Source organism: Streptomyces sp. NPDC002835 (assembly GCF_053591995.1).
This window is the reverse complement of record NZ_JBSFUW010000001.1, coordinates 421,214-443,740: the sequence shown is the minus strand read 5'-3', so window position 1 is coordinate 443,740 and position 22,527 is coordinate 421,214. Positions and strand designations below refer to the sequence as shown.

At 70.3% G+C, this 22,527-nt stretch carries 19 protein-coding genes and 3 tRNA genes; 8 read left to right on the top strand and 14 right to left on the bottom strand.

Annotated features, from left to right (window positions below):
* Positions 1 to 41: 41 nt before the first annotated feature.
* From ACWD01_RS01975 to ACWD01_RS01965, 3 genes are all read right to left on the bottom strand, one after another.
* Positions 42 to 1,994 carry a galactose oxidase-like domain-containing protein gene (locus ACWD01_RS01975; RefSeq protein ID WP_451157051.1) on the bottom strand — a complete coding sequence of 651 codons (1,953 nt, stop codon included), beginning with the start codon at positions 1,992 to 1,994 and terminating at the stop codon, positions 42 to 44.
* Positions 1,991 to 3,940, bottom strand: coding sequence for a glycosyltransferase family 2 protein (locus tag ACWD01_RS01970; protein ID WP_451157049.1), 1,950 nt, complete (start codon positions 3,938 to 3,940; stop codon positions 1,991 to 1,993). The genes ACWD01_RS01975 and ACWD01_RS01970 overlap by 4 nt, the downstream gene beginning before the upstream one ends.
* A gap of 480 nt (positions 3,941 to 4,420) precedes the next feature.
* Positions 4,421 to 4,494 (bottom strand) — tRNA-Lys (locus tag ACWD01_RS01965).
* 229 nt (positions 4,495 to 4,723) lie between these two features.
* Here ACWD01_RS01965 and ACWD01_RS01960 point away from each other — a divergent pair.
* The 3 genes from ACWD01_RS01960 (at position 4,724) to ACWD01_RS01950 (ending at position 8,040) form a co-directional block, all read left to right on the top strand.
* Positions 4,724 to 6,025 carry a peptidoglycan-binding protein gene (locus ACWD01_RS01960; protein WP_451157047.1) on the top strand — a complete coding sequence of 434 codons (1,302 nt, stop codon included), beginning with the start codon at positions 4,724 to 4,726 and terminating at the stop codon, positions 6,023 to 6,025.
* A gap of 94 nt (positions 6,026 to 6,119) precedes the next feature.
* Positions 6,120 to 7,331 carry an SPFH domain-containing protein gene (locus ACWD01_RS01955; RefSeq protein WP_451157045.1) on the top strand — a complete coding sequence of 404 codons (1,212 nt, stop codon included), beginning with the start codon at positions 6,120 to 6,122 and terminating at the stop codon, positions 7,329 to 7,331.
* A gap of 121 nt (positions 7,332 to 7,452) precedes the next feature.
* Positions 7,453 to 8,040 carry a lytic polysaccharide monooxygenase auxiliary activity family 9 protein gene (locus ACWD01_RS01950; RefSeq protein ID WP_451157043.1) on the top strand — a complete coding sequence of 196 codons (588 nt, stop codon included), beginning with the start codon at positions 7,453 to 7,455 and terminating at the stop codon, positions 8,038 to 8,040.
* A gap of 113 nt (positions 8,041 to 8,153) precedes the next feature.
* On the opposite strand, the gene ACWD01_RS01945 is transcribed toward ACWD01_RS01950, so the two are convergent.
* The 6 genes from ACWD01_RS01945 to ehuB form a co-directional block, all read right to left on the bottom strand.
* Positions 8,154 to 8,227 (bottom strand) — tRNA-Lys (locus tag ACWD01_RS01945).
* Between the two features lie 91 nt (positions 8,228 to 8,318).
* Positions 8,319 to 9,077: an IclR family transcriptional regulator gene (locus tag ACWD01_RS01940; RefSeq protein WP_451157041.1), complete on the bottom strand. Its 759-nt coding sequence runs from the start codon at positions 9,075 to 9,077 to the stop codon at positions 8,319 to 8,321.
* A 167-nt stretch (positions 9,078 to 9,244) separates the two neighbouring features.
* Positions 9,245 to 10,000, bottom strand: a complete 756-nt coding sequence (gene ehuA, locus ACWD01_RS01935) for an ectoine/hydroxyectoine ABC transporter ATP-binding protein EhuA (RefSeq protein WP_451157039.1) — start codon at positions 9,998 to 10,000, stop codon at positions 9,245 to 9,247.
* A complete protein-coding gene (ehuD, locus tag ACWD01_RS01930) occupies positions 9,990 to 10,643 on the bottom strand; it encodes an ectoine/hydroxyectoine ABC transporter permease subunit EhuD (RefSeq protein WP_451157037.1) in 654 nt (217 codons plus the stop codon). The genes ehuA and ehuD overlap by 11 nt, the downstream gene beginning before the upstream one ends.
* Entirely contained in the window at positions 10,643 to 11,380 is a 738-nt protein-coding gene (ehuC, locus tag ACWD01_RS01925; RefSeq protein WP_451157035.1) for an ectoine/hydroxyectoine ABC transporter permease subunit EhuC, read from the bottom strand. Before ehuC ends, ehuD begins: the two co-directional genes overlap by 1 nt.
* On the bottom strand, positions 11,377 to 12,231 hold the full coding sequence (ehuB, locus tag ACWD01_RS01920; RefSeq protein ID WP_451157033.1) for an ectoine/hydroxyectoine ABC transporter substrate-binding protein EhuB: 855 nt from the start codon (positions 12,229 to 12,231) through the stop codon (positions 11,377 to 11,379). Before ehuB ends, ehuC begins: the two co-directional genes overlap by 4 nt.
* A 69-nt stretch (positions 12,232 to 12,300) precedes the next feature.
* Here ehuB and ACWD01_RS01915 point away from each other — a divergent pair, with 69 nt between their 5' ends.
* Positions 12,301 to 12,801 carry a DUF3830 family protein gene (locus tag ACWD01_RS01915; protein WP_451157031.1) on the top strand — a complete coding sequence of 167 codons (501 nt, stop codon included), beginning with the start codon at positions 12,301 to 12,303 and terminating at the stop codon, positions 12,799 to 12,801.
* 219 nt (positions 12,802 to 13,020) lie between these two features.
* Here the strand turns inward: ACWD01_RS01915 and ACWD01_RS01910 are convergent, their stop codons facing one another.
* Together ACWD01_RS01910 and ACWD01_RS01905 are read right to left on the bottom strand one after the other, a co-directional pair.
* On the bottom strand, positions 13,021 to 14,403 hold the full coding sequence (locus ACWD01_RS01910) for an amidase (protein ID WP_451157029.1): 1,383 nt from the start codon (positions 14,401 to 14,403) through the stop codon (positions 13,021 to 13,023).
* Complete coding sequence (locus ACWD01_RS01905; protein ID WP_451157027.1) at positions 14,384 to 15,346, bottom strand: D-2-hydroxyacid dehydrogenase; 963 nt, start codon at positions 15,344 to 15,346, stop codon at positions 14,384 to 14,386. Before ACWD01_RS01905 ends, ACWD01_RS01910 begins: the two co-directional genes overlap by 20 nt.
* Positions 15,347 to 15,441: 95 nt before the next feature.
* On the opposite strand from ACWD01_RS01905, the gene ACWD01_RS01900 reads away from it, so the two are divergent.
* The 3 genes from ACWD01_RS01900 to ACWD01_RS01890 all read left to right on the top strand — a co-directional run bounded on the left by ACWD01_RS01900 (position 15,442) and on the right by ACWD01_RS01890 (position 18,210).
* On the top strand, positions 15,442 to 16,275 hold the full coding sequence (locus ACWD01_RS01900; protein WP_451157025.1) for a maleate cis-trans isomerase family protein: 834 nt from the start codon (positions 15,442 to 15,444) through the stop codon (positions 16,273 to 16,275).
* Complete coding sequence (locus ACWD01_RS01895) at positions 16,272 to 17,000, top strand: maleate cis-trans isomerase family protein (RefSeq protein WP_451157023.1); 729 nt, start codon at positions 16,272 to 16,274, stop codon at positions 16,998 to 17,000. The genes ACWD01_RS01900 and ACWD01_RS01895 overlap by 4 nt, the downstream gene beginning before the upstream one ends.
* Positions 17,001 to 17,088: 88 nt before the next feature.
* Positions 17,089 to 18,210: an LLM class flavin-dependent oxidoreductase gene (locus ACWD01_RS01890; RefSeq protein ID WP_451157021.1), complete on the top strand. Its 1,122-nt coding sequence runs from the start codon at positions 17,089 to 17,091 to the stop codon at positions 18,208 to 18,210.
* Between the two features lie 44 nt (positions 18,211 to 18,254).
* On the opposite strand, the gene ACWD01_RS01885 is transcribed toward ACWD01_RS01890, so the two are convergent.
* Positions 18,255 to 20,096 (bottom strand): putative bifunctional diguanylate cyclase/phosphodiesterase, encoded by a 1,842-nt coding sequence (locus tag ACWD01_RS01885; RefSeq protein ID WP_451157019.1) that lies wholly within the window; start codon positions 20,094 to 20,096, stop codon positions 18,255 to 18,257.
* A 472-nt stretch (positions 20,097 to 20,568) separates the two neighbouring features.
* On the opposite strand from ACWD01_RS01885, the gene ACWD01_RS01880 reads away from it, so the two are divergent.
* Positions 20,569 to 21,747, top strand: coding sequence for a M6 family metalloprotease domain-containing protein (locus tag ACWD01_RS01880; RefSeq protein WP_451157017.1), 1,179 nt, complete (start codon positions 20,569 to 20,571; stop codon positions 21,745 to 21,747).
* Positions 21,748 to 21,797: 50 nt separating this feature from the next.
* Here the strand turns inward: ACWD01_RS01880 and ACWD01_RS01875 are convergent.
* Both ACWD01_RS01875 and ACWD01_RS01870 read right to left on the bottom strand, forming a co-directional pair.
* Positions 21,798 to 21,871 (bottom strand) — tRNA-Lys (locus ACWD01_RS01875).
* The gene (locus tag ACWD01_RS01870; protein WP_451157015.1) at positions 21,862 to 22,479 is read right to left on the bottom strand and encodes a bifunctional DNA primase/polymerase; all 618 of its coding nucleotides are present in this window, start codon (positions 22,477 to 22,479) and stop codon (positions 21,862 to 21,864) included. The genes ACWD01_RS01875 and ACWD01_RS01870 overlap by 10 nt, the downstream gene beginning before the upstream one ends.
* Positions 22,480 to 22,527 lie beyond the last annotated feature (48 nt).

Sequence of the window (22,527 nt, the reverse complement as noted above, 5' to 3'; positions counted from 1 at the left end):
AGCTGCCGGGCCCTCACCCGTGTCCTCACCGTGGCCGGGTCCTACGGGACCTCGACCCACACCGCCTCGGACGGTGTGCCGGCCTCGTCCGTCACGAAGAACATGTAGTAACCCGACGGAACGAGCGCCCTGTTGCCGGGCACCGTGATCTCCACGCCGTCCGCGGTCTTCTTCATCTCCAGGGCGATCGTGCGCTGGTCGACGTCGGTGACATGGGTGACGGCGCTCGGCCGCATCAGCTTCGCCGACTTCAGGGCCTTGTCGCTCTTGACCTTGAAGGCGCCCTTCTCGCCGCGCTCGACGGTCTTCGGGCCGCCGGTCACCTGCGGCCGGGCGTCGCGGTAGAGGTAGGGCGGGGTGTAGATCTCGATGCGCTGCTCGAAGACGCCGGGCCTGGTGTTCTCCTTGTCGGAGAAGAGCGAGTCCGAGCCGAAGATCATGACCCGGCCGTCGGGCAGCAGCAGCGAGCCCGAGTGGTAGTTGCGCCCCACGTTCGGGTCGGCCACCCGCTTGTAGGTCTGGGTCTTCGGGTCGTAGGTGCGGGCCTCGAGCACGTTGGAGCCGCTGCGGCCGCGGTAGTCCTCGGAGCCGCCGGTGACGAGCACCGTGTCGTCGGGCAGCAGCGAGGCGCTCGGGTAGCGGGTGCCCTTCTCCAGCGCGGGGCCGTCCTTGAAGCGCGGGTCGTCGGCCTTCAGGTCGACCAGCCGGGACTTCTCGCTCGACTTCTCCGACTCGCCGACCCCGCCGCCGCCGATGACCATGAATTTCTGGTCCTGGGCGGGCGGCAGCATGACGGTCGCCGAGGTCTCCATCCGGTCCGGGTCGGACAGGCCGGGGATCTTGGTGAACCTGTTGGTGTCCAGGTCCCAGACGCCCGGGTCGCGGCCGACGTCGGCGGGCCCGTAGCCGGCGTTGGAGCCGGAGTAGAAGAGCTTGCCGTTGTCCATCAGGAAGATCGCCGGGTAGGTGGGGAACTTCCTGACGACGCCGGTGTACTCCCAGGTCTTCGTCTTCGGGTCGTAGATCTCGTCCTTGCCGGGGACGATCTGGCCGATCTCGTCGAGGCCGGAGAGCGAGAGGACCCTGCCGTCCTCGAGGGTGGTCAGCGTCGGGTACCAGCGGGCCTCGTTCATCGGGTCCACGGGGATGTACTTCTCCGCGACCGGGTCGAACTCGAAGGCCTCCTTGATGCCCTGGAAGTCCTTCTTGTCGAGCGCCAGTTTCTGCGCGATGCCGTAGATGTTGCGGGCGTCGGAGCCCTTCAGGCCCGCCACCCGGTAGTTGTCCTCGGTGCCGGTCTCGTGCTGCTTGCCGGACTCCTCGGCCTCGACGTAGATCCGGCCGAGGCCGGCCTCGGTGCGCAGGAAGGTCCCGGTCTTCGGGTCGAAGACCTTCTTCGCCTTCTCCACCAGGACGGGGTCCTTGGAGACGAACGTCTTGCCGTTCTTCTTGCCGGTGAACCTGGTGCCCGCGGGGAGGGTCTTGGGCTCGTCCGGGTCCTCGTTGTGGACGATCATCAGGCCGCCGGCCTTAGTGACGTCGCCCTCGAGCTTCTCGTACCGCTTGGTGCCGCCCGCGACCAGCAGTTTGCCGTCGGGCAGCTGGGTGTGGCCGGCGCAGAACATGTCCTTGGGCGTGGGTATCTTCTTGAACGTGCCGGTCTTCGGATCCCACAGCACCGACTCGAACTTCTTCGCGTCGAAGTTCTTCTGGTTGTTGCCGGACCCGGCGATCAGCAGCACCTTGCCGGTGTGCAGCAGCGCCGCGTGGATCGTGTTGATCCGGAATTCCGCGGGGACGTCGAGGAAGTCCCAGTGGCCGTTCTCCGCCTTGTACTCCGGCTTGTTGATCTTGTACTCGTGGTACTGCTCCGAGCCGAAGCGCCAGATGGCGGGGCCGTTGAAGCCGGCGATCACCACGATCACCGCGGCGCCGACGGCTATCCGGCGTGCGCGGTTCCTGCGGTGGTTCGGCCGCGCGGGCATCGTGCTCATTTCTTACGTCCCCCAAGGGCGATCTGCATGGTCTGTTCCGTGGCGCCGGTCGGTGCGCCTGCCGCGGGTCGCGGGCTCTGCCGGGGCACGGTCGGTACGCCAGGACCGGGTCCGGCCGGCGGCCCGGCTCCCGCGGGTCCGCGCCCGGCCTTCTTCTTCTGCGCGGCGATGCCGTACCGCCAGGCGAAGATGGGCGCGGCCGTGATCAGCAGCGCGAGCGAGGCCCAGGTGATCATCGCCGGGTGGTTGTGCCCGAACCAGAACGAGGAGGCGAGCGAGCCGCCGAAGACGGCGATGAAGAACAGGTGGATGCGAAACGTCCCGAACAGGGTGTCCGGACTGGACGAGTCGCCCTTGGGCGTCACCACGAACGAGCTCTTGCGCCGCAGCACGGCGTCCATCAGGGAGCGGGCGTAGATAGGGGCGGAGAGCGCCGACATCACCATGCCCGCGAGGCCGCCGGAGCCCTCGGGCTCGTGCGGCGAGACGTTGTGCCGGCGGTTCCAGACGTAGAGCCCGATCTGGAGGGCGGAGGCGTTGCCGTAGAGCATCATCCAGATCGTCGGGTCGATCTGCACACCCGAGGCGCCCATGCCCAGGAACAGCGCGCAGCTCAGCGCGGCGAGGATCCAGTTGAGGGCGGACATCGGATAGAAGATGATCATCATCGTGTAGTTGAAGAGCTTTCCGGGCGGCAGGGTGCCGAAGCCCCGCCAGTACTGCTTGAGGATCGTCTCGTACGTGCCCCGCGACCAGCGCAGCTGCTGGGTGAAGAAGTCGGTCCAGGCGGTCGGGCCCTCGCCGACGGCCAGCACGTCGGGCGTGTAGACCGAGCGCCACTTGTTGCCGGTGGCGGGGTTGGTGGCCCGGTGCATCTCGAAGCCGGTGGCCATGTCCTCGGTGATCGAGTCGTACAGGCCGCCGATCTGCTTGATGGCCCTGATCCGTACGGCGTTGGAGGTGCCGACGAACATCGGGGCGCCGTAGCGGTTGCCCGCGCGCTGGATCAGGGCGTGGAAGAGGAACTGCTGGGACTCGGCGGCCTTGGTGACGAAGGTGTCGTAGTTGCCGTAGACCTGCGGGCCGATGACGAAGCCGACGTCGGGGTCGCGGAAGTAGCCGAGCATCCGCTCCAGGTAGTTGGGGAGCGGTACGTGGTCGGTGTCGACGGAGGCGAAGAAGTCGTAGTCGCCGCCGTGCGCGTCGAGCCAGGCGTTGTAGTTGCCGTGCTTGGTCTTCGCCCGGTGGGCGCCCTTCGCCTGGTTCCACTTCGCTATGCCCTTGCGGGAGAAGTGGTGGACGCCGAGGCGGGCGCAGACCTCCTTGACGGCGGGGTCGTCGCCCTCGTCGAGCAGCCAGACGTGCATCAGCCCGCGGTGACGGATCTTCACGGCCGCCTCGAGCGTCTTCGTCACCATCTCCAGGGGCTCCTTGCCCGGCACGAAGGAGGTGAGGAAGGCGACGCGGGTGCCGGTCTCCGGCACCACGGGCACCGGGTCGCGGGCGACCAGCGTCGCGTGCGCGTTGGACAGCACGTTCATCGTCCGGAAGAGCTCGATCAGGCCGATCGAGACGAGCATGACGATGTCGAGGGCGAGCAGCAGGTCGTTCTGCAGGTTCGGATCACGCTCGGTCCAGTGCTGCGGCTGCATCAGCCATGCGAACAGGCCCAGCGAGAGCAGCGGCGCGGCGCACAGCAGCAGGGCCGCGCGGATGCGGTGCGGCTCCTGCGAGAGCAGCGAGCGGTACCGGACTTTGTACGGCCGGGTCGGGTCGGGCTGGGTCAGGGGGCCCGCCAGCCGGCTGTAGTGCTCGTAGTCGTAGCGCGGGAGCGCCTTTTTGGGGCGCAGCCTCGCGGTGGCGGCGCGCAGATGCGCGGGTACCCGTAGCTGGGTGGTCCGCGATGAGTCTTCCGGCTGCCCGGCGCCGTCCGGCGTCGACGTCATTGATCATCCCCCCGCACGCCGGTCAGAGCGTGCTGTGGTCGGTCGTGTCACCCGGGCCGGCAGGATCCCCTGTACCTGCTGTCCCGGGCGTGTCAGTGGCGGCTCGCCGCCGCCCCTACAGACATGAAACGGTCACCTTTCGGTTGCACGATGCCCGCTCTGTGTTCGGTTCGTGTCCGAGCCCCCGCCCCCTGGCGTTCCCCGTCGGCAGGCTCCCCCGAAGTACTGCCAACTGCACAAAACAGGCGTCCCCTTGGGCCACCGGCTTCAGCATAGGCTCTCGGAGCCCAGTCATGATCGCAAGGTTGACATGACCTGTTAATCAGCCGTATGAGCGAATTGTGGCCTGCTTCTTTCGTCAGTTTCTGGCCGGTAGCTACTGGCTGAAAATGATCGTACAGACGACCGTGTGTGCAGAGGTGGTTGTGGCGGGAACGGCCGAGGCCCCCTCGCCTGTGGCGAGGGGGCCTCGGTTGCGCGTGCGCCGCCAGGGACTCGAACCCCGGACCCGCTGATTAAGAGTCAGCTGCTCTAACCAACTGAGCTAGCGGCGCCTGCTGACCCGGAGAACTTTACCCGACGGCCGGGAGTGCTCCGTGCGCGGCGCCATCGCGCCGCCTCCCTCGCGAGTCGGGACTCCGTCGTTCCCGGTGACGCGCCAGGATCGGGCAGATCATCGTTTTTACCTTTTGATCCGTCAAAATGCGTTATGTCCATACCGCTGTGACACTGACGCCCGTGAGACATCGTCAGAAGATCTTGCTGAGTGCGGAGGAGTCCCGCATGGCTGCCCTACTGGTCTTCGAGGAGTTCGAGCCCGCCCCCGCCTGCCGCTGCGCAGGCTGCGCACACCGGTGCCGCGCGCTGGGCGCCGGAGAGCACCCTGCTGCCCAGAGCCGCCGCAGGGCACTGGCCGTGGTCATCGCCGCGGGCCTGGTGCTGGGCGCCACGGCGACGAATGCCGCGGCCGTCGGCGCCGACCCGCCCTCCACCCGGCTCGGCGGCCCGGCCGTGGAGCCGGGACCGCCGCCCACCGAGCAGGGCCGCACCTCGCCGCTGCACGGCCCCAGCGGCGGGCCCGCCGTCGCGCAGACGCCGCTGCGCGCCGCCACCCGGGCCGAGATCATCAACCGGGCCAAGGTGTGGGTGGACGCCAAGGTGCCGTACAGCATGACGAAGTACTGGTCCGACGGTTACCGCCAGGACTGCTCCGGCTATGTGTCGATGGCCTGGAACCTGCCGAAGAACGAGTGGACCGGAAGCCTCGCCCAGTTCGGCGACCGGATCGCCCACGAGGACCTGCAGGCCGGCGACATCCTGCTCTTCCACAACCCGGCCGACCCGGGAGGCGGCTCGCACGTCACCATCTTCGGCGGCTGGACCGACTACACGCACACCTACTACACGGCCTACGAGCAGACCAAGCCGCACACCCGCAGACAGGCCACGCCCATGGCCTACTGGAACCACTCCGCCTCCTACGTCGCCTACCGCTACAAGGGCATCACGGGCAGCACCGGCGAGGGCACCGGCGGCGGTGAGAGGGAGGCCGCGCCCTTCCCGGGCGCGGCCGCCTTCGGCCCGGGGGCGGAGACCGCGTCCGTCACCCGCCTCGGCGAGATGCTGGTGGCGCGCGGCGGCAAACGCTTCTACCGGCAGGGCCCCGGCCCGCGCTGGACGGAGGCCAACCGCCGCGCCACCGAGGCCTTCCAGCGCGCCCAGGGCTGGCGCGGCAAGGAGGCCGACGGCCTGCCCGGCCCCCACACCTGGCGGCTGCTGGTGAACAAGCAGGGCAAGGACATCCCCGCCGCACAGCCCTCGGACACAAAGGCCTCCAAGACCCGCGTGCCCGCCTTCCCCGGCCGCGACCACTTCCGGCCCGGCCGGTCGAACACGTACGTCACCCAGCTCGGCAAGCGGCTCGTGGCGCGCGGTTACGGCAGGCACTACGCGGCGGGGCCGGGCCCGCGCTGGAGCGAGGCGGACCGGCTGGGCGTCCAGGCGTTCCAGCGCGCCCAGGGCTGGCGGGGCGCGGCGGCCGACGGCTACCCGGGTCCGGAGACCTGGAGGCGCCTCTTCTCCTAGGCCGGCTCCGGGCTGGGCCCGGCGGACTCCGGGCCCGGCCCGGTGACCCGAACACGCACGACGACAGAACAGAGCGACCAGCTAAGGCGGCAGCATGAACACCACGACGTCGGAGCCGGAGGGCACGGTGCCGTCCGAGAGCCCGCGGCGCAACTTCGTCATCGCCAGCGAGACGACGACCGAGATCCCGGTCCATCTGCTGTTCCGGGAGGACACGGGCCCCCGTGACCTGCGGCCCGCCGTCGTGGCCCGGCGGCAGGGCACGGGGGAGCAGCCGAAGGTGGTGCAGGACGAACCGTCCGCCACCACCGGGAAGCCGCACCCCGGCGAAGGAGCTCCGCAGAACCCCGACCGGTCCGGCGGCCGGCTGACGGCAGTCCGGAGCCGTCCGGCGCCGCCCGACCCCGAGCTGACCGAGCGTCCCGGGCCCGTGCTGCCCGGCTGGACCGCGCTCGTCGCCGGCGGCTGCTCGCTCGCCGGGATCGGTGCGGTGCTCTGGGGGACCGGCGCCGTGCCGGGCACGCTCGCGGAGATGTTCGGGCTGACCCCGCCGCCGTACCGGGGCATCGGGATCTGGCTGTGGTGCCTGCTCACCCTCGGGGTGGTCCTCGCCCTGTTCTCGCTCGGCGGGCTCGGCCGCGGCCTGGCCGGCCGGGCGTGGGTGCTCACGCTCTGCGGCGACTACCGGGGCAGCGTGCGGCGCACGGGGCTGGTGTGGGTGAGCCCGCTGGTGCTGCGCCGGCGGATCGACGTACGGGTGCGGCACTGGCGCAGCGGGCCGATGCCCGTGGTCGACGCCGAGGGCACGCCGCTGCGCGCGGTGGTGCTGGTGGTGTGGCAGGTCAAGGACACGGTGCGCGCGGCGCTCGGCGTCGCGGACCACGAGGCGTACCTGGGCGAACAGGTGGAGGCGGCCACCGCGCGGGTCCTCTCGCAGCTTCCCGCCGACGCGTTCCTCCCCGGGGCCGCGACCCTGCGCGACGCGGAGGCGGTCGGGGACCGGCTGACCCGGACGCTGGCGGCGGAGTGCGCCGCCGTCGGGATCGAGGTCTTCTCCGCACAGCCCGTGGTCATCGACTACGCGCCCGAGGTGGCGGCCGCCATGCAGCGCCGCCGGGTCGCGGCGATCGACGCCAGGCACCGGGAGACCGTGCTGACGTCGGTGGTGGACGCGGTCGACGAGACGGTGGGCAGGCTGACCGAGCGCGGCCTGGTCGAGCTGGAGGACTACGAGCGCAAGGCGTTGGTCAAGGACCTGACCGTTGCCTTCTACACGGGTCGGGCGGGGGCCGTCGAGGCTCCGTGATTGGTCTGGACAACCTCAACCGGCGTCAATACATTGGAACTTGGTCTAGACCGGAACAGGCAGTACCGCACGCGTGCAGCAAGTGCCTCTGAACTCCCCCACGTTCTCCCAGGAGCCCAGCATGCGAAAGAAGATAGGCGCGGTCGTGGTCGGCCTCGCCGTGACGGGGGCGACTCTGGTCGCCACCGGCAGTGCGAGCAGCCACGGCTACACGGACTCACCGATCAGCCGCCAGAAGCTCTGCGCCAACAAGACGGTGAGCAACTGCGGCCAGATCCAGTGGGAGCCCCAGAGCGTCGAGGGCCCGAAGGGCTTCCCGGCGGCCGGTCCCGCCGACAGCCAGATCTGCGCCGGCGGCAACGGCCAGTTCGCGCAGCTCGACAACCCGCGCGGTGGAGCGTGGCCGGCGACCCGGGTCGGCTCGGGCCAGAACTACACCTTCCGGTGGCAGTTCACTGCCCGGCACCGCACCACCGACTTCAAGTACTTCATCACCAAGCAGGGCTGGAACCCCAGCAACCCGCTGACCAGGGCGGACCTGGAGTCGCAGCCCTTCCTCACCATCCCGTACGGCGGCCAGCAGCCGCCGGCGACCCTGTCCCACTCCGGCAACCTTCCCCAGCGGTCGGGCCGCCATCTGATCCTGGCGGTGTGGACGGTGCACGACACGGCGAACGCGTTCTACGCCTGCTCCGACGTTCAGTTCTGACAGCTGCCTGTCATGGACGCGGCGGCCCTCTTCCGCCTGGGGGCCGTCGCGTCCGCCCGTGCGAAAAACCTTGTGGGCTCTCCGGAAGACCGGAGAGCCCACAAGGTGAGGTGTGCGCCGCCAGGGACTCGAACCCCGGACCCGCTGATTAAGAGTCAGCTGCTCTAACCAACTGAGCTAGCGGCGCCTCTTTCGTCCGCCGCTCGGCGGCCGACGCATCAATAGTACCTGGTCCACGGGGGTGCTTCGGACCAGGTGCGGGGCGGGGGCGGCAGGGCCTAGATCGCGAGCGAGAGCACCACCGGGGCGGCGCGGCGGTTCAGGGCGTCGGCGGCCGAGCGCAGCCGGTGCGCGTGCTCGATCGGGAGTGACAGCGCCAGGCAGCCCACCGAGGAGCCGGCCGTCAGCGGCACGGCGGCGCAGACCGTGCCCACCGCGTACTCCTGGAGATCGAGGACGGGGACCGTCGGCGGCTGGCTGTCCAGCTTGGTGAAGAGCAGCCGCTCGCTGGTGATCGTGCGGGACGTCAGCCGGGCGATCCGGTGGCGCGAGAGATGGTCGCGGCGCCCGTTCACGTCGAGCTGGGTCAGCAGGCACTTGCCGACCGCGCTCGCGTGGGCCGCGGAGCGGAAGTCCACCCACTCGTTGACCTTCGGGGTGCGCGGGCCGTCGGCGAACTGGGTGATCTTGACCTCGCCGTCGATGTAGCGGCTGATGTAGACGGCGGCTCCGACCGAGTCGCGCAGCTCGGTGAGGATCTCCTGGAGCTTGGCGGACAGCGCTTCCTTGCGGGTGGCGCCCGAGCCGAGCAGGACCAGTGAGTCACCCATCACATAGGCGCCGTCGGCGACCTGCTCCACGTATCCCTCGCGGCGGAGCATGGCCAGCATGGGGGCGAGATGGCCGGTCGGCAGACCGGTCTCCCGTGCGATCTGGGCGTCGGTGACCCCGCCACCGTGCTTGGAGATCGTCTCGAGGACACGCAGGACGTAGTGCACCGAGTGGAACGGCGCGGTCGGCTCGGGCTTCAGCGCCACGGTTTCCCCCCTCGCAGGTTGTTACCGCCGGCTTCCCTACCACGATAGCCGCCAAGCGCCCTTTCGGAGGCGGCTGTCGGTGTAAATGATGAGCGCCCCAGCCGCATAAGCTGGGGCGCTTCTCATTGGCATATGCCAGGGGAATTCGTGACCGGCGGAGTGAGAGGTCAGAGCACCGCGCCGAGGAACTCGCGAGTACGCTCGTGCTCCGGATCCGAGAAGATTTTCTCCGGCGGGCCGGACTCGATGACCTTCCCCGCGTCGAACATGAGCACGTCGTCCGAGATGTCCCGGGCGAAATTCATCTCATGGGTCACGCAGAGCATGGTGATGTCCGTGGTGCGCGCGATGTCACGCAGCAGGTCCAGCACCCCGGCGACCAGCTCGGGGTCGAGCGCCGAGGTCACCTCGTCCAGCAGCAGCACCTGCGGCCGCATGGCCAGCGCCCGGGCGATCGCCACCCGCTGCTGCTGGCCGCCGGAGAGCTGCGTCGGCTTGGCGCCCGCGCGATCGGCCAGCCCGACCATCTCCAGGAGATCCTTGGCGCGCGCCTCCGCCTCGTCCTTGGACATTCCGAGGACCCGCACCGGCGCCTCTGTGAGATTGCGCAGCACGGTCATGTTCGGGAACAGATTGAACTGCTGGAAGACCATGCCGATCTGCTTGCGCGCCTCACGGCGCTCCTTCTCGTCGGCCGGGAAGAGCTTCTTCCCGTTCACCGTGATCGTGCCCTCTTCAGGGCGTTCCAGGGTCATCAGCAACCGCAGGATCGTCGTCTTTCCGGAGCCGGACGGGCCGATCAGAGTGACGTGCTTGCCCGGGCGGACCGAGAAGCACAAATCGTCCAGGACCGTGTTGTCGCCGAATCTCTTGGTGACGTTGTCGAACCGGATCAGTGCATCGGGAGTGGTGTCAGCGGACAAGACGGCGCTCCAGGGCTCGTACGAGAAGGGAAGCCGGGTAGGCGATGAGGATGAAGGCGACACCGACCACGGTCAGCGGCTCGGTGTACTGGAAGGTCTGCGCGCCGAACTGGCGTGCTTCGTTGAGCATCTCCAGCACGCCGATGGCGAGCAGGATCGGCGTGTCCTTCAGCATCGCGATGACGTAGTTGCCGAGAGCCGGCATCACCCGGCGGAAGGCCTGCGGCAGGATCACCGCGATCCAGGTGCGGTGGGTGGGCAGGCTCAGTGCCGTCGCCGCCTCCCACTGGCCCTTCGGCACGGCTTCGATGCCGGCCCGGTAGACCTGAGCGGTGTACGTCGAGTAGTGGAGCCCGATGGCGAGCGTGCCCGTGGTCAGCGCGGAGAACTGGATGCCCGCCTCGGGCAGCACGAAGAAGAAGAAGAACAGCTGCACCAGCAGCGGGGTGGTGCGGATGAACTCGGTGAAGAGGTTCACCGGCCACCGTACGAACCGGGTGGGCGCGCGGAAAAGGAGCGCCCACACCAGGCCCAGGGTGAAGGAGAGAAGCGAGCCGAGCACCAGCACCTGGAGCGTGACCAGGAGGCCGGCCCAGAAGTCCGGCATGAAGTCCGCCACTGCGGACCAGTCCCAGGTCTTCATCAGGACGCACCTCCCGGCATGGTGGTGCCGGCGACCTTGTCCTGGGCGCGCCCGTTGAGGATCCCGCCGAAGAAGCCGGGCCCCGGTTCAGAGCCGATGTTCAGTTTCGTCTTCCGCTCCAGCGCCTTCATCGAGCGCGTCAGCAGCAAGGCGATGATGAAGTAGATCACCAGGCTGATCGTGTAGATCTGGGCGCTCTCCTGCGTCGCCAGCCGCACGAGGTTCGCGGCGAAGGAGACGTCACCCACACCGAGCAGCGACACCAGGGCGGTGCCCTTCAGCAGCTCGATCAGCAGGTTGCAGAAGGACGGCATCATCTCCGGCACGGCCTGCGGCAGCAGGATCAGCCGCATCCGCTGAGCCGGGGAGAAGCTGAGAGCGATGCCCGCCTCGCGCTGCGCGGGGGACACCGAGTTCAGCGCGCCGCGCACGATCTCGGCGCCGTACGCGCCGTAGGAGAGGCCGAGCGCGAGAACGGCCGCGTACATGGGAACCAGCTGCCAGCTCAGAAGCAGCGGCAGCACGAAGAACAGCCAGAACATCAGCACCAGAGCGGAGGTGCCGCGGAAGATCTCGGTGTAGAAGCCGGCCAGGAACCGGACGACCCGCGAGTGGTGGGTGCGTGCGATGCCGACCGTGAAGGCGACGACGGCCGCGAGGACGGCGCTGTAGACCAGCAGTTGAATGGTGATCCAGATACCGGGCAGCACCCAGTTCTGCCAGAGTCCGGCTGTCATCGGCACAGCTCCTCGGCAGTAAGGGTGGTCATCTCGTCCTTCGTGAAGCCGAACGGCTTCAGGATGCGGAAGAGCTCACCGCTCTTCTTCATCTTGTGGATCTCGACGTTGAACGCGTCGCGCAGTTCCGTGTCGGTCGGGCGGAAGGCGAAGCCGCCGCCGTCGACCTGCTTCTCGCCGTCGACCACCGCGGCGAACGGCTCGGTCGACTCGGCCCTCGTGCTCTTCCTCACCACTTCGCGGGTGGTCAGCGCGGTGCCGGCGAAGACGTCGACGCGCCCGGACTCGACGGCGTTCAGCCCGGCCACCTGGTCCCGCAGGATCACGATCTTCTCCTCCGGTATCCCGGCGGCAACCGCGTAGCCGATCTCGGCGTAGCCCGTTCCGGTGGAGAATCTCGCGTTCTTCTCGACGACGTCCTCGTAGCTGCGCAGGTTCAGCGGGTTCCCCTTGCGCACGATGAAGGCGTCGAGCATCTGGTACTCGGGGTCCGAGAAGATGACCTGTTGGCACCGTTCCTTGTTGATGTACATCCCGGCCGAGACCACGTCGAACTGCTGCGAGTTCAGTCCCGGAATGAGGGAGGCGAAGTCGGTCGCGACGGGCTGGACGCTGTCGATCCCGAGCCGCTTGAAGATGACCTTGGCCAGCTCAGGGGCCTCGCCCGTGAACTCGCCCTGCTCATCCACATAGCCGTACGGCACCTCGCCCGCGATGCCCAGGCGCACGGTGCCCTGGGACTTGAGCCGGGCCAGCGCATCGCCCGACGGCACACGACTGCACCCCGCGGCACCGGCGACGGTCAGCGCGCCTGCGGCCGCCGTGCCGAGCAGCAGGGCGCGTCTGCTCATCGATCCTGGTTCTCTTGTACGAGCCATGGGCGCGCGGCTACCCGGGCGTTCGTGGGGTATGCGTAGCAGATGGCCGACCGATACCTGACCGTTGCCTTGAGCAAGCGCGGCGTGGAGTGCACCGCCCGCCTGCTCGTCGACAAAGCCCCACTGACCTGCGCCGCTGTCTGGCATGCACTGCCTCTCGCCGGAGATGCGTATCACGCGAAGTATGCCCGAAATGAGATTTATGCGCTTCTGCCGGCCTTCGCCGAGGAGGAGCCTCCGCTGGAGAATCCGACGGTGACGCCGATCCCCGGCGATCTGTGCTATTTCACCTTCACGGACGTGCAGTTGGGCACGGACTCCTACGGCTACGAGTCCGCCGCCGCGCACCGTGGCCGCACCACCGTCGTCGACCTCGCGCTCTTCTACGAACGCAACAACCTGCTCCTGAACGGCGACACCGGCTGGGTCCCGGGCATCGTCTGGGGCGAGGTGGTCGAGGGCCTGGACGCGATGGCCGACGCCTGCCAGGACTTGTGGCGCACGGGGGCGGCGGGGGAGACGCTGTCGTTCCGCAGGGCGTAGGGGAGTTCGAGGCGCGGGGGTCCTCTGGGCGGAGCCCGACGGGGACGGCACGGGGCCGGCCCCGTCGGCGATCGAGGCGCGGGGGTGCAGGGGCGGAGCCCCCCGAAACGCCGCGCGGAGCACGGTGGTCGGGACAGGGCGGTGCCTGTCACACGGCGGAGCCGCATACCGGTACAGCGGGAAAGGGAGGGGGTGGGGGGAACGGCTCCGCGCGGGCCCCTACGCCGGGACGCCCGCCGCGTACAGCGCCTCCGCGGCCCGCAGCACCAGCCCGTCCGCGTGCCGCGCGCCCACCAGCTGGACGCCGACCGGCAGGCCGTCCCCGTCCAACCCGCACGGCACCGTCGCCGCCGGCTGCTGCGTCAGGTTGAAGGGGTAGCTGAACGGGGTCCAGCCCGTCCAGCGGTGGTGCGGCGAGCCCGCCGGGACCTCGGCGCCCGCCTCGAACGCGGTGATCGGCAGCGTCGGCGTGACCAGCAGGTCGTACGACGTGTGGAAGCGGCCCATGCGCCGGCCCAGCGCCATCCGGGTGTCGACCGCCGCCAGATAGTCCAGCGCGCTGTACCGCGCGCCCGCCTCGACGATCTCCCGCAGCCCGGGGTCGAGCAGCTCGCGCTGGTCCGCGGGGAGGTGCTCCACCACCCGGGCCGCGCCGCTGAACCACAGGGTGTGGAAGGCCTCGACCGGGTCGGTGAAGTCGGGGTCGGTCTCCTCGATGTACGCACCGGCCTCCGCCAGCGCGGTCACCGCCCGCCGGACCGCCGTGGCGACCGCCGGCTGGACCGCGACCTGGCCGCCGAGCGTGGGCGAGTACGCGATCCGAAGGCCCTTCACCCCTTCGGCCAGCCCCGCCCGGACGCCCTGCGCGGGGCCCAGGTGCGACCAGTCCCGCCAGTCGTCGCCGCTGATCACGTCGAGCATCAGCGCCGCGTCCGCAGCGTCCCGCGTCATCGGCCCGACGTGGGCCAGCGTCCCGAACGGGCTCGACGGATACATCGGCACCCGCCCGTACGTCGGCTTCATGCCGAAGATCCCGCAGAAGGACGCGGGGATGCGCACCGAGCCGCCGCCGTCCGTCCCCAGCGACAGCGCGCCCGCGCCGAGGGCGACGGCCACCGCACTCCCGCCGCTGGAGCCGCCCGCCGTGCGCGACGGGTCGTGGGGGTTGCGCGTCACGCCGTGCCGGGGCGAGTCGGTGACACCCTTCCAGCCGAACTCGGGCGTCGTCGTCTTGCCAAGGAACACCGCGTTGTGCTCCCGCAGCCGGGCCACCGACGGGGCGTCCTCCTCCCAGGGGCCGTCCTCGCGGATCGTCCGGGAGCCCCGCAGCGTGGGGCCGCCCCGCTGGAGGAGGAGGTCCTTGACCGTGACGGGCACCCCGTCGAGCAGGCCCTCCGGCTCACCCGTCCGCCAGCGCCGCGCCGACGCCTCCGCCTGGGCCAGGGCCGCCTCCGCGTCGACCCGGACGAACGCGTTGACCCGAGGTTCGACGGCCTCGATCCGTTCCAGCGCCGCGCGGGTCGCGTCGACGGGGGAGAAGTCGCCCTTCTCGTAGCCGGCCAGCAGTTGACGTGCGGTGAGGTCAGTCAGGCGAGTCGTCATGCATGGGGACGTACCCACGTTTCTTGTCCACCACGTTCGGCAGGGGCTTTCCGGAGGACCACAGTTCGTACATCTCGACGAACTGCTCGCCGAGCCGGTCACGCCAGCCGACGGTGTCGCCGCTCATGTGCGGCGAGACGATCAGCCCCGGCACGTCCCACAGCGGGCTGTCGGCGGCGAGCGGCTCGTGCTCGAACACGTCGAGCGCCGCGCCGGCGATCCACCGCTTCTCGAGCGCGGCGGCCAGGTCCTTCTCGACGACGAGGGGGCCGCGGCCGACGTTGACGAAGTGCGCGGAGGGCTGCATCAGGTCGAAGCGCCGGGCGTCGAACATGCCCCGTGTGTCGTCGGTCAGCGGAGCCGCGCACACCACCCAGTCGGCGCGCGCCAGCAGCGGATCGAGGTCGCGCGTGCCGTGGATGCCGTCGCGCGGGGTCCGTCCGACGACCGCGGTCCGGACACCGACCGCCCGGAGCGTGCGGGCCACCGTGCGGCCGATGGGCCCCGCGCCGACGACCACGGCCCGCGTCCCGGCGACCGCCAGTCCTTCCCGGTGGTGCCAGCGCCGCTGCCGCTGGAGTTCGAGGGTGCCGGGCAGATCCTTGGCCATGGCCAGGACGAGCGCCGCCACGTATTCGGCGATCGGCGCCTCGAAGATGCCGCGGGCGTTGGTCACGACGGTGTCGGATTCAGCCAGTTCCGGACAGAGCAACCGGTCCACCCCGGCGCTCGGGGTGTGCACCCAGCGCGGCCGCGGACCCTCGCCCGGCCAGGCGCGACGGACCGCTTCAGACGTGAAGTCCCATACCAACAGGGCGTCCGCGGAGGGAAGTTGGTCGGCGAGCGTGGCCTCGTCCGCGTATGTCACACGGACCTGTCCGGTCAGCCGGCCGAGCCGCGGAGGAGGGTCCGCGGTCAGTACGAGAAGTGTCGGTTCGGACATCGGTCGGAAATCGCTTCCTGACGTCTGACATATACGGATTGACCACGCTCGCACCCCAACCTACCGTCGTCAACAAGACACCAAGGGGGCCTGCGATGGACGTCTCCTTCATCGGTGGACCACAGCCGCAGCATGGTGTCGGCGTGGTGGCCCCGTTCGATTTCGCTCTGGACCGTGAGCTGTGGCGCTGGGTGCCCGACGACGTCTCGCTGCGGCTCACCCGCACCCCCTTCGTGCCGGTCGGGGTCTCCCTCGACCTGGCCCGTCTGGTGAGCGAGCACGAGACGCTGCGCGAGGCCGTACGAGCCCTGGGAGCGTCCGAGCCCGAGGTTGTCGCCTACGCCTGCACCTCGGGCAGTTTCGTGGGGGGCATCGCCGGGGAACGCGCCATGTGCGAGGTGATGAACACCGCGGGCGAGGTGCCCTCCCTCACCACCTCGGGAGCGCTGCTCCAGGCGCTCACGGAGCTGGGCGCCACGCGCATCGCCCTGCTCACGCCCTATACGGAGTCGGTCACCCGCTCATTGGAGGAGTATCTGGGAGAAGCTGGAGTGACGGTGACGGGCCGCGCCTTTCTGGGACTGACCCGGCACATCTGGAAAGTCCCTTACCGGGCGGTGGTCGACATGGCGCGCGAGGCGGTGATCGGCGCGGCCGACGCGCTGTTCATCAGCTGCACCAACCTGCCGACGTACGACGCGATCCCGCAGCTCGAGGCGGAGCTGAGGATGCCGGTGCTGTCCGCCAACCAGGTGACGATGTGGGCGGCGCTGCGCGCCATAGGCGCCAAGGCCGTCGGCCCTTACCAGGCACTCCTGATGGAGCCGGAGGCGCTCGCGGGGACGCTGCCGGAAGTGCCGCCGGCGACGGCCTCCGCGGCCGAGGCGGGTCCGGAGACGTTCCCCGAAGAACAGGAAGGCTGGACATGACGACGGTCGGACTTCTCTACCCGGGACATTCCGCGGAGGACGACTACCCACGGCTCGAGGTGCTGCTCGACGGCGACATCAGGCTGCCCCTCGTGCACACCGACATCGGCGAGGACGCGCACCGCGTCGACGCGCTGCTGAAGATCGGCTCGCCGGAGCGGCTGGCCGCGGGTGTCGAGGCGCTGCGCCTGGAGGGGGCCGAGTCGGTCGTGTGGGCGTGCACCAGTGGAAGCTTCGTCTTCGGCTGGGAAGGCGCCCATGAGCAGGTCCGCGAACTCGCCCGGGTGGCGGGGATGCCGGCGTCCAGCACCTCCTTCGGCTTCGTGCACGCCGTACGGCACCTCGGCACGCCGAAGGTCGCGATCGCCGCGACCTATCCCGCGGACGTCACCGAGCACTTCGCCGCCTTCCTCGAGAAGTCCGGCGCGGTGGTCGTCGCCGGCCGGGACGCCGGCATCCTGACGGCCGAGGAGGTCGGCACCTGGGGCCGCGACGAGGTCCTCGAACTGGCGCGCTCCGCCGACCATCCCAACGCCGACGTGGTGCTGATGCCGGACACCGCGCTGCACACCGCGGCGCATCTGGCCGATCTGGAGTCCATGCTCGGCAAGCCGGTCGTCACCGCCAACCAGGTGACCGTGTGGGAGGGTCTGCGGCTCGCGGACCGCCGTGCCTGGGGGGACAGGCTGGGCCGGCTCTTCGCCCGCCCCGAGCCTCTGGAGTAGGGCCCCTCGGCCCGGGGCCCCGGGAATAACCGGAGAGTCCCTCCTGTTAACCGCCTGCCAGGTACGACGGACGCAGGAGGGCCCAGCGGTGAACGCAGGCGCAGAGGACAACGCAGACGCACAGGACGCGGCGCACGAGATCCGGGGCGCGGTGGCCGGGACCGCCCCCGTACCCCTTTCCGTGCTCGACCTCGTCACCGTCGGCAGCGGACGCACCGCCACCGATGCGCTGCGCACCAGCGTCGACATCGCCCGCCTCGCCGAACGCCGCGGCTACCACCGGCACTGGGTCGCCGAGCACCACTCCATGCCCGGCGTCGCCTCCTCGTCCCCGGCCGTGATCCTCGCCCACCTCGCAGCCCACACCGAGCGCATCCGCCTCGGCTCGGGCGGCGTCATGCTGCCCAACCACGCGCCGCTCGTCATCGCCGAGCAGTTCGGCACGCTGGAGGCGCTCGCCCCCGGGCGCATTGACCTCGGCCTCGGCCGGGCGCCCGGCACCGACGGCGCGACGGCGGCGGCACTGCGGCGCACCGACCGGCTGAACGAGGGCGCCGACGACTTCCCGGAGCAGCTCGCCGAACTGACCCGCTTCCTCGACGACGACTTCCCCGACGGGCACCCGTACGCCCGGATCCACGCCGTCCCCGGCCCTGTCCAGGCCACCGCGGCCGGCGGCGTCCAGTCCCCGGCCCGCCCGCCCATCTGGCTGCTCGGCTCCTCCGGCTTCAGCGCGCGGCTCGCGGGGGTGCTCGGTCTGCCGTTCGCCTTCGCGCACCACTTCTCGGCGAAGAACACGATCCCGGCGCTCGACCTCTACCGGGAGTCCTTCCGGCCGTCCGCCGTGCTCGACGCCCCGTACGCCCTGATCGGCGTCGCGGCGCTCGCCGCGGACGAGGAGCACGAGGCCCGCCGCCAGGTCCTCACCGGCGCCCTGTCCATGCTCCGGCTCCGCACCGGCCGGCCCGGGCTCGTCCCGACGCCGGAGGAGGCGGAGGCGTATCACTTCAGCCCGATGGAACGTGAGTTCGTCGACAGCTGGCTGGCGAACATCGTCCACGGCACACCGGGGGCGGTCCGGGCGGGCCTGGACGACCTCCAGAAGCGGACGGGTGCGGATGAGCTGATGCTCACGGCGAACGCGCATGGTGGGGTGACGCGGGTGCGGAGCTTTGAGCTGATCGCGGACGCGTACGGGTTGCCGGGCTGAGCCGGCCCGCTGCGGGGGCGTGGCGCCTGCGGCGGGCGTATCCCCTACCCTCCCCCAGGCCGCAGGGGGAGGGTAGGGGAACACGTACCCGCAGCCGACGTCGCCGCCCCCGCGCCCAGCATCTCGGCGATCCGTTCCGGCGCCACCGCCCGGGAGTACAGCCAGCCCTGGCCCGTGTCGCAGCCGATACGGCGCAGGCGGGTCGCCTGGCCGGAGGTCTCCACGCATTCCGCGGTGACCGTGAGGCCCAGCCGGTGGGCCAGTTCCACCAGGGCCTGGACGATGGTCTCGTCGGCCGGGTTGGCCGGGGTCTCGTCCTGGAAGCCGCGGACGAACGTTCCGTCGAGCTTCAGTACGGACACCGGCAGCCGGCTGAGATACGCCAGGTTCGAGTAGCCCGTACCGAAGTCGTCGATCGCGATGTGGACGCCCATGTCGCGGAGCGCCTGCAGCACCTGCAGGGGGCGTCCGGCGGAGCCCATCACCGCCGACTCGGTCAGCTCCAGTTGGAGCAGGTGCGGCGCCAGTCCAGTCTCGGCCAGGATCTCCGCGACGTCCGCGACCAGGTCGGAGTCCCAGACCTGGCGTACGGCGACGTTGACGCTGACGAAGAGCGGCGGTACACCGGGGTGGTCGAGCTGCCACTGCCTCGCCTGCCGGCACGCCGTACGCAGCACCCACCGCCCGAGCTGCACGATCGAGCCGTCCTCCTCGGCGATGGCGACGAACCGATTCGGCGTGAGCGTGCCGAACCGGGGGTGGTTCCAGCGCACCAGCGCCTCCACGCCCCGGGTCACCCCGTCCGCCATGCCGACCAGCGGCTGGTACTCGAGCGTGAACTCCCCACGCTCCACGGCGGGACGCAGCATCGAGGAGAGCACCTGGCGGGTCATCCGGTGCGCGTTGCGCTCGGGGTCGAAGAGGGTCCAGCGGGACTTGCCGTCCTCCTTCGCCCAGTCCAGCGTCGTGTCCGCGGCCTGCATCAGCCCCGTGGCGCTGGTACCGGTCACCGCGCGCTCGACCACGCCGATCGACGCGGACACCGAGAGGCGCTGCCCGGCGAGGTCGAACGGCTCCTGGAGCGCGGCCAGTACCGACCTGGCGAGGTCGGCGACCTGCTCGGTGCCGGTGGAGTCCTCGACGAGGATGGCGAACTCGTCGCCGCCGAGCCGGGCGACCAGGTGCCCGCCGCTCGCGCACTCGGTCAGCCGGGTGGCGACGGCGGCCAGCAGCCGGTCGCCGACGCGGTGCCCGAGGGTGTCGTTGACGGCCTTGAACCCGTCGAGGTCCAGGTAGCACAGGCCGATCCGGCCGGTGGAGCCGTGGTCGTACGGGGACGATTCGAGCGCGGCGGTCAGCCGCTCGAAGAACAGCGTCCGGTTGGGCAGCCGGGTCACCGGGTCGTGCATCTGGAGGTGCCGCAGCCGGGCCCGCAGTTCGCGGCGGTCGCTGATGTCCGCGACCGACAGCAGCACGGTGCTGCTGTCGGGCACCGGTGCGACGGTGACCTCGGCCCACAGGACGCGCCCGTCCGGGTGCTTGAGCCGGCGGGTGCAGCGGAAGCGCGAGCGGCGGCCGCGCAGGGCCTCGCGGTAGGCGTGCCAGGTGCGGGCGTCGGAGGCGAGGTCGATGAGGTCGGCCGCGTGCCGGTCGCGCAGCTCGACGGGGCGGGTGCCGAGCAGCGCGGCGAGCGCTTCGTTGGCGCTGACCACCACGCCCTCGGGGTCGACGACGGCCATGGCCAGCTGGGCCGCGTTGAAGGCGGCACGGTAGTCGCGCAGTTCGGAGTACTTCCGGCCGAAGGTGTGACGCTCAGTGACCGTGGGTCGGATGCTTCCGGGGACTGCGACGCCCGCGGGCCCTTGTCCTTCGGAGGTTCCGCTCACCGCTCACTCCCGCAGTGCAGTTGTGTCGTACAGGGTCGTACAAATGTGGTCGGGGGATGGCCCGCCGAGGCATTCGACGAAGAAATCCAGCAAGAACTCGGGGAAAGTGTGCCGATCATAGAGCCAGCGGAGCCGGCCGTTCCAGCGTGACCATCATGTGACAGGGCCTCCTGAGGGAGTGGTCGATCGTTTCTGCGCGGATCGGGAGCGGGGTCTGCCGACCGCTGACCACTTGTGACTTTCTGTGAGCCATCGGAGTGTCGCCTTCCGCCGGCGGGGGTTCGGGCCCGTGTCGGGTCGGTCACCCGAGTGGGGCACTGGAACAGGGCGTATCACCAGAAAACATCACAGGGTGGGTGGCGCATCCCGTATTCCGCTGCCGGAGGTCCACGTGGAGGGTCAGCAGTCGCCCCGGGGAACACCCGGGAGAGTGGAACGACTGCGCAATGCCGCGGCCGCGCTCACTTCTCTCATGGCCTTCACGGCCACCTCCCTGGTGGCCGGCCCCGCGGTCGCCGACACGATGGGCGGCCCGTGCGCGCTGCCCCGGACGGCCGCGCACCACTCACTGGGCCTCGACACCTGGAACACGGCGTACACCCGGCCGGTCACCGAGCTCGACGCGGTCATGATCTTCCTGTCGTTCCCGGACTCAGTGCCGCTGTACCGGCCCCATGAGCTGGCGGCCGACCACTTCCCCGCCACCAGCGACTTCTTCCGGCGGGCGTCCTACGGCGCCTTCTCCCTGCGCGCCCACCCGCTGGCCGAATGGCTGCCGATGCCGAAGCCCTCGGTCGCCTACGGCATACAGCGGGACTGGGAGCCCGAGCACCGGGCCGCGTATCTGCGCGACGCCGTCGCCGTGGCCGACGACCGGGTCGACTTCTCCGCGTACGACATCGTCTATCTGGTCGCCGACCCCGACGCGCCCGGCGTCGACTCCGACGCGACCAAGGTCGTCAACTTCGACCAGCCGCTGCGCGCCGACGGCACCGACATCCGGCGGGTCGTCACCGTCTTCGAACGCCATCCGCCGGACCGCAACGTCCTCGCCCACGAGACCGGGCACGTCTTCGACCTGCCGGATCTCTACCACCGTCCGGTGGACGGCTACGGCGACTGGGACACCCACGTCGGGGACTGGGACGTCATGGGCAGCCAGTTCGGTCTGGCCCCCGACCTCTTCGCCTGGCACAAGTGGAAGCTCGGCTGGCTCGGCAGGTCCGAGGTGCGGTGCGTCAACGCCGAGCGGGGCGGCGACCCGGTGACCCTCGAACCCGTCGCCGCCGCGCCCGCGCGCGGCGGCAGCGTCGGCACCCGGCTGGCGGTCGTACGGACGGGACCGCACAGCGCGCTCGCGATCGAGGCACGCGGCGCCACCGGCAACGACGCCTACACCTGCACCGAGGGCGTGCTGCTCTACCGGGTGGAGGGCGAGACCGCGTCGGGCGGCGGTCCCATCGAGGTCGTCGACACGCATCCGGAGACGGAGGCCTGCCGGGAGGACTCGGTCTACCCGCCGCTCGCGGACGCGCCGCTGCAGGTCGGCGAGACGTTCACCCTGCCGGGGCCGCCGGGCGGGCGGGTGCGGGTGGAGGTCTCTGAACGCACCCGGACGGGGTCGTGGACGGTGAAGGTCACCACGGCCTAGGAGAGCACGAAGAAGGCCCCCCGCTTGCGCGAGGGGCCTTCTTCCGTCTGTGCGCCGCCAGGGACTCGAACCCCGGACCCGCTGATTAAGAGTCAGCTGCTCTAACCAACTGAGCTAGCGGCGCCTGCTGACGTCGTAGACCTTAGCATCCTGATCGACGGGAGGAAAAATCGATAAAGCCGCTCCTGCGGAGGCCTTCGCGCGCACCGCCCGCACACACGCCCACAGCAGGACCTCCGGCCCCGGCAGCCAGGGCTGACGGGTGTCGGGCGCGACCAGCCAGCGGGGCTCGGAGGCGTCTTCCGTGGGGGTCAGGGGCGGTACGGTCACCGCGTCGCCCACGCCGTGGCAGAGCAGCGGCGGCACGGCGTCGCCCCACTCCTCCCAGTCGAGCAGCGACGGCAGCCGCCGGGCCGTGCCGGGCGCGGCGAACAGCATCATCCGGCCCCGGTGCATCGCCACGGGCCCGGAACCGGGGCCCGGTGACCACAGCCGGTCGAGCATCCGGCGCCCGAACATCGTGGGCACGTTCACCACGTCGAACACCGAACCGCACGGCAGCACGGCGGGTGCGGTCGGCCGCTTCTCCCACTGTGCAAGCGCCGAGCGCGGATACGTCTCCGCCGAGGCGAGCCAGCCGGCGCCGGGGGGCGTCACCCGGGCCGCCGTGCGGTCCTGGCCGTCGAGGACGGCGTCCGTCAGGGGGGAGGGGTCTCGCAGCCATGCGGTCATGTACTCATGCTTACCGCGAGTGACGCTGCAATTTCACTTCGTTCCGCG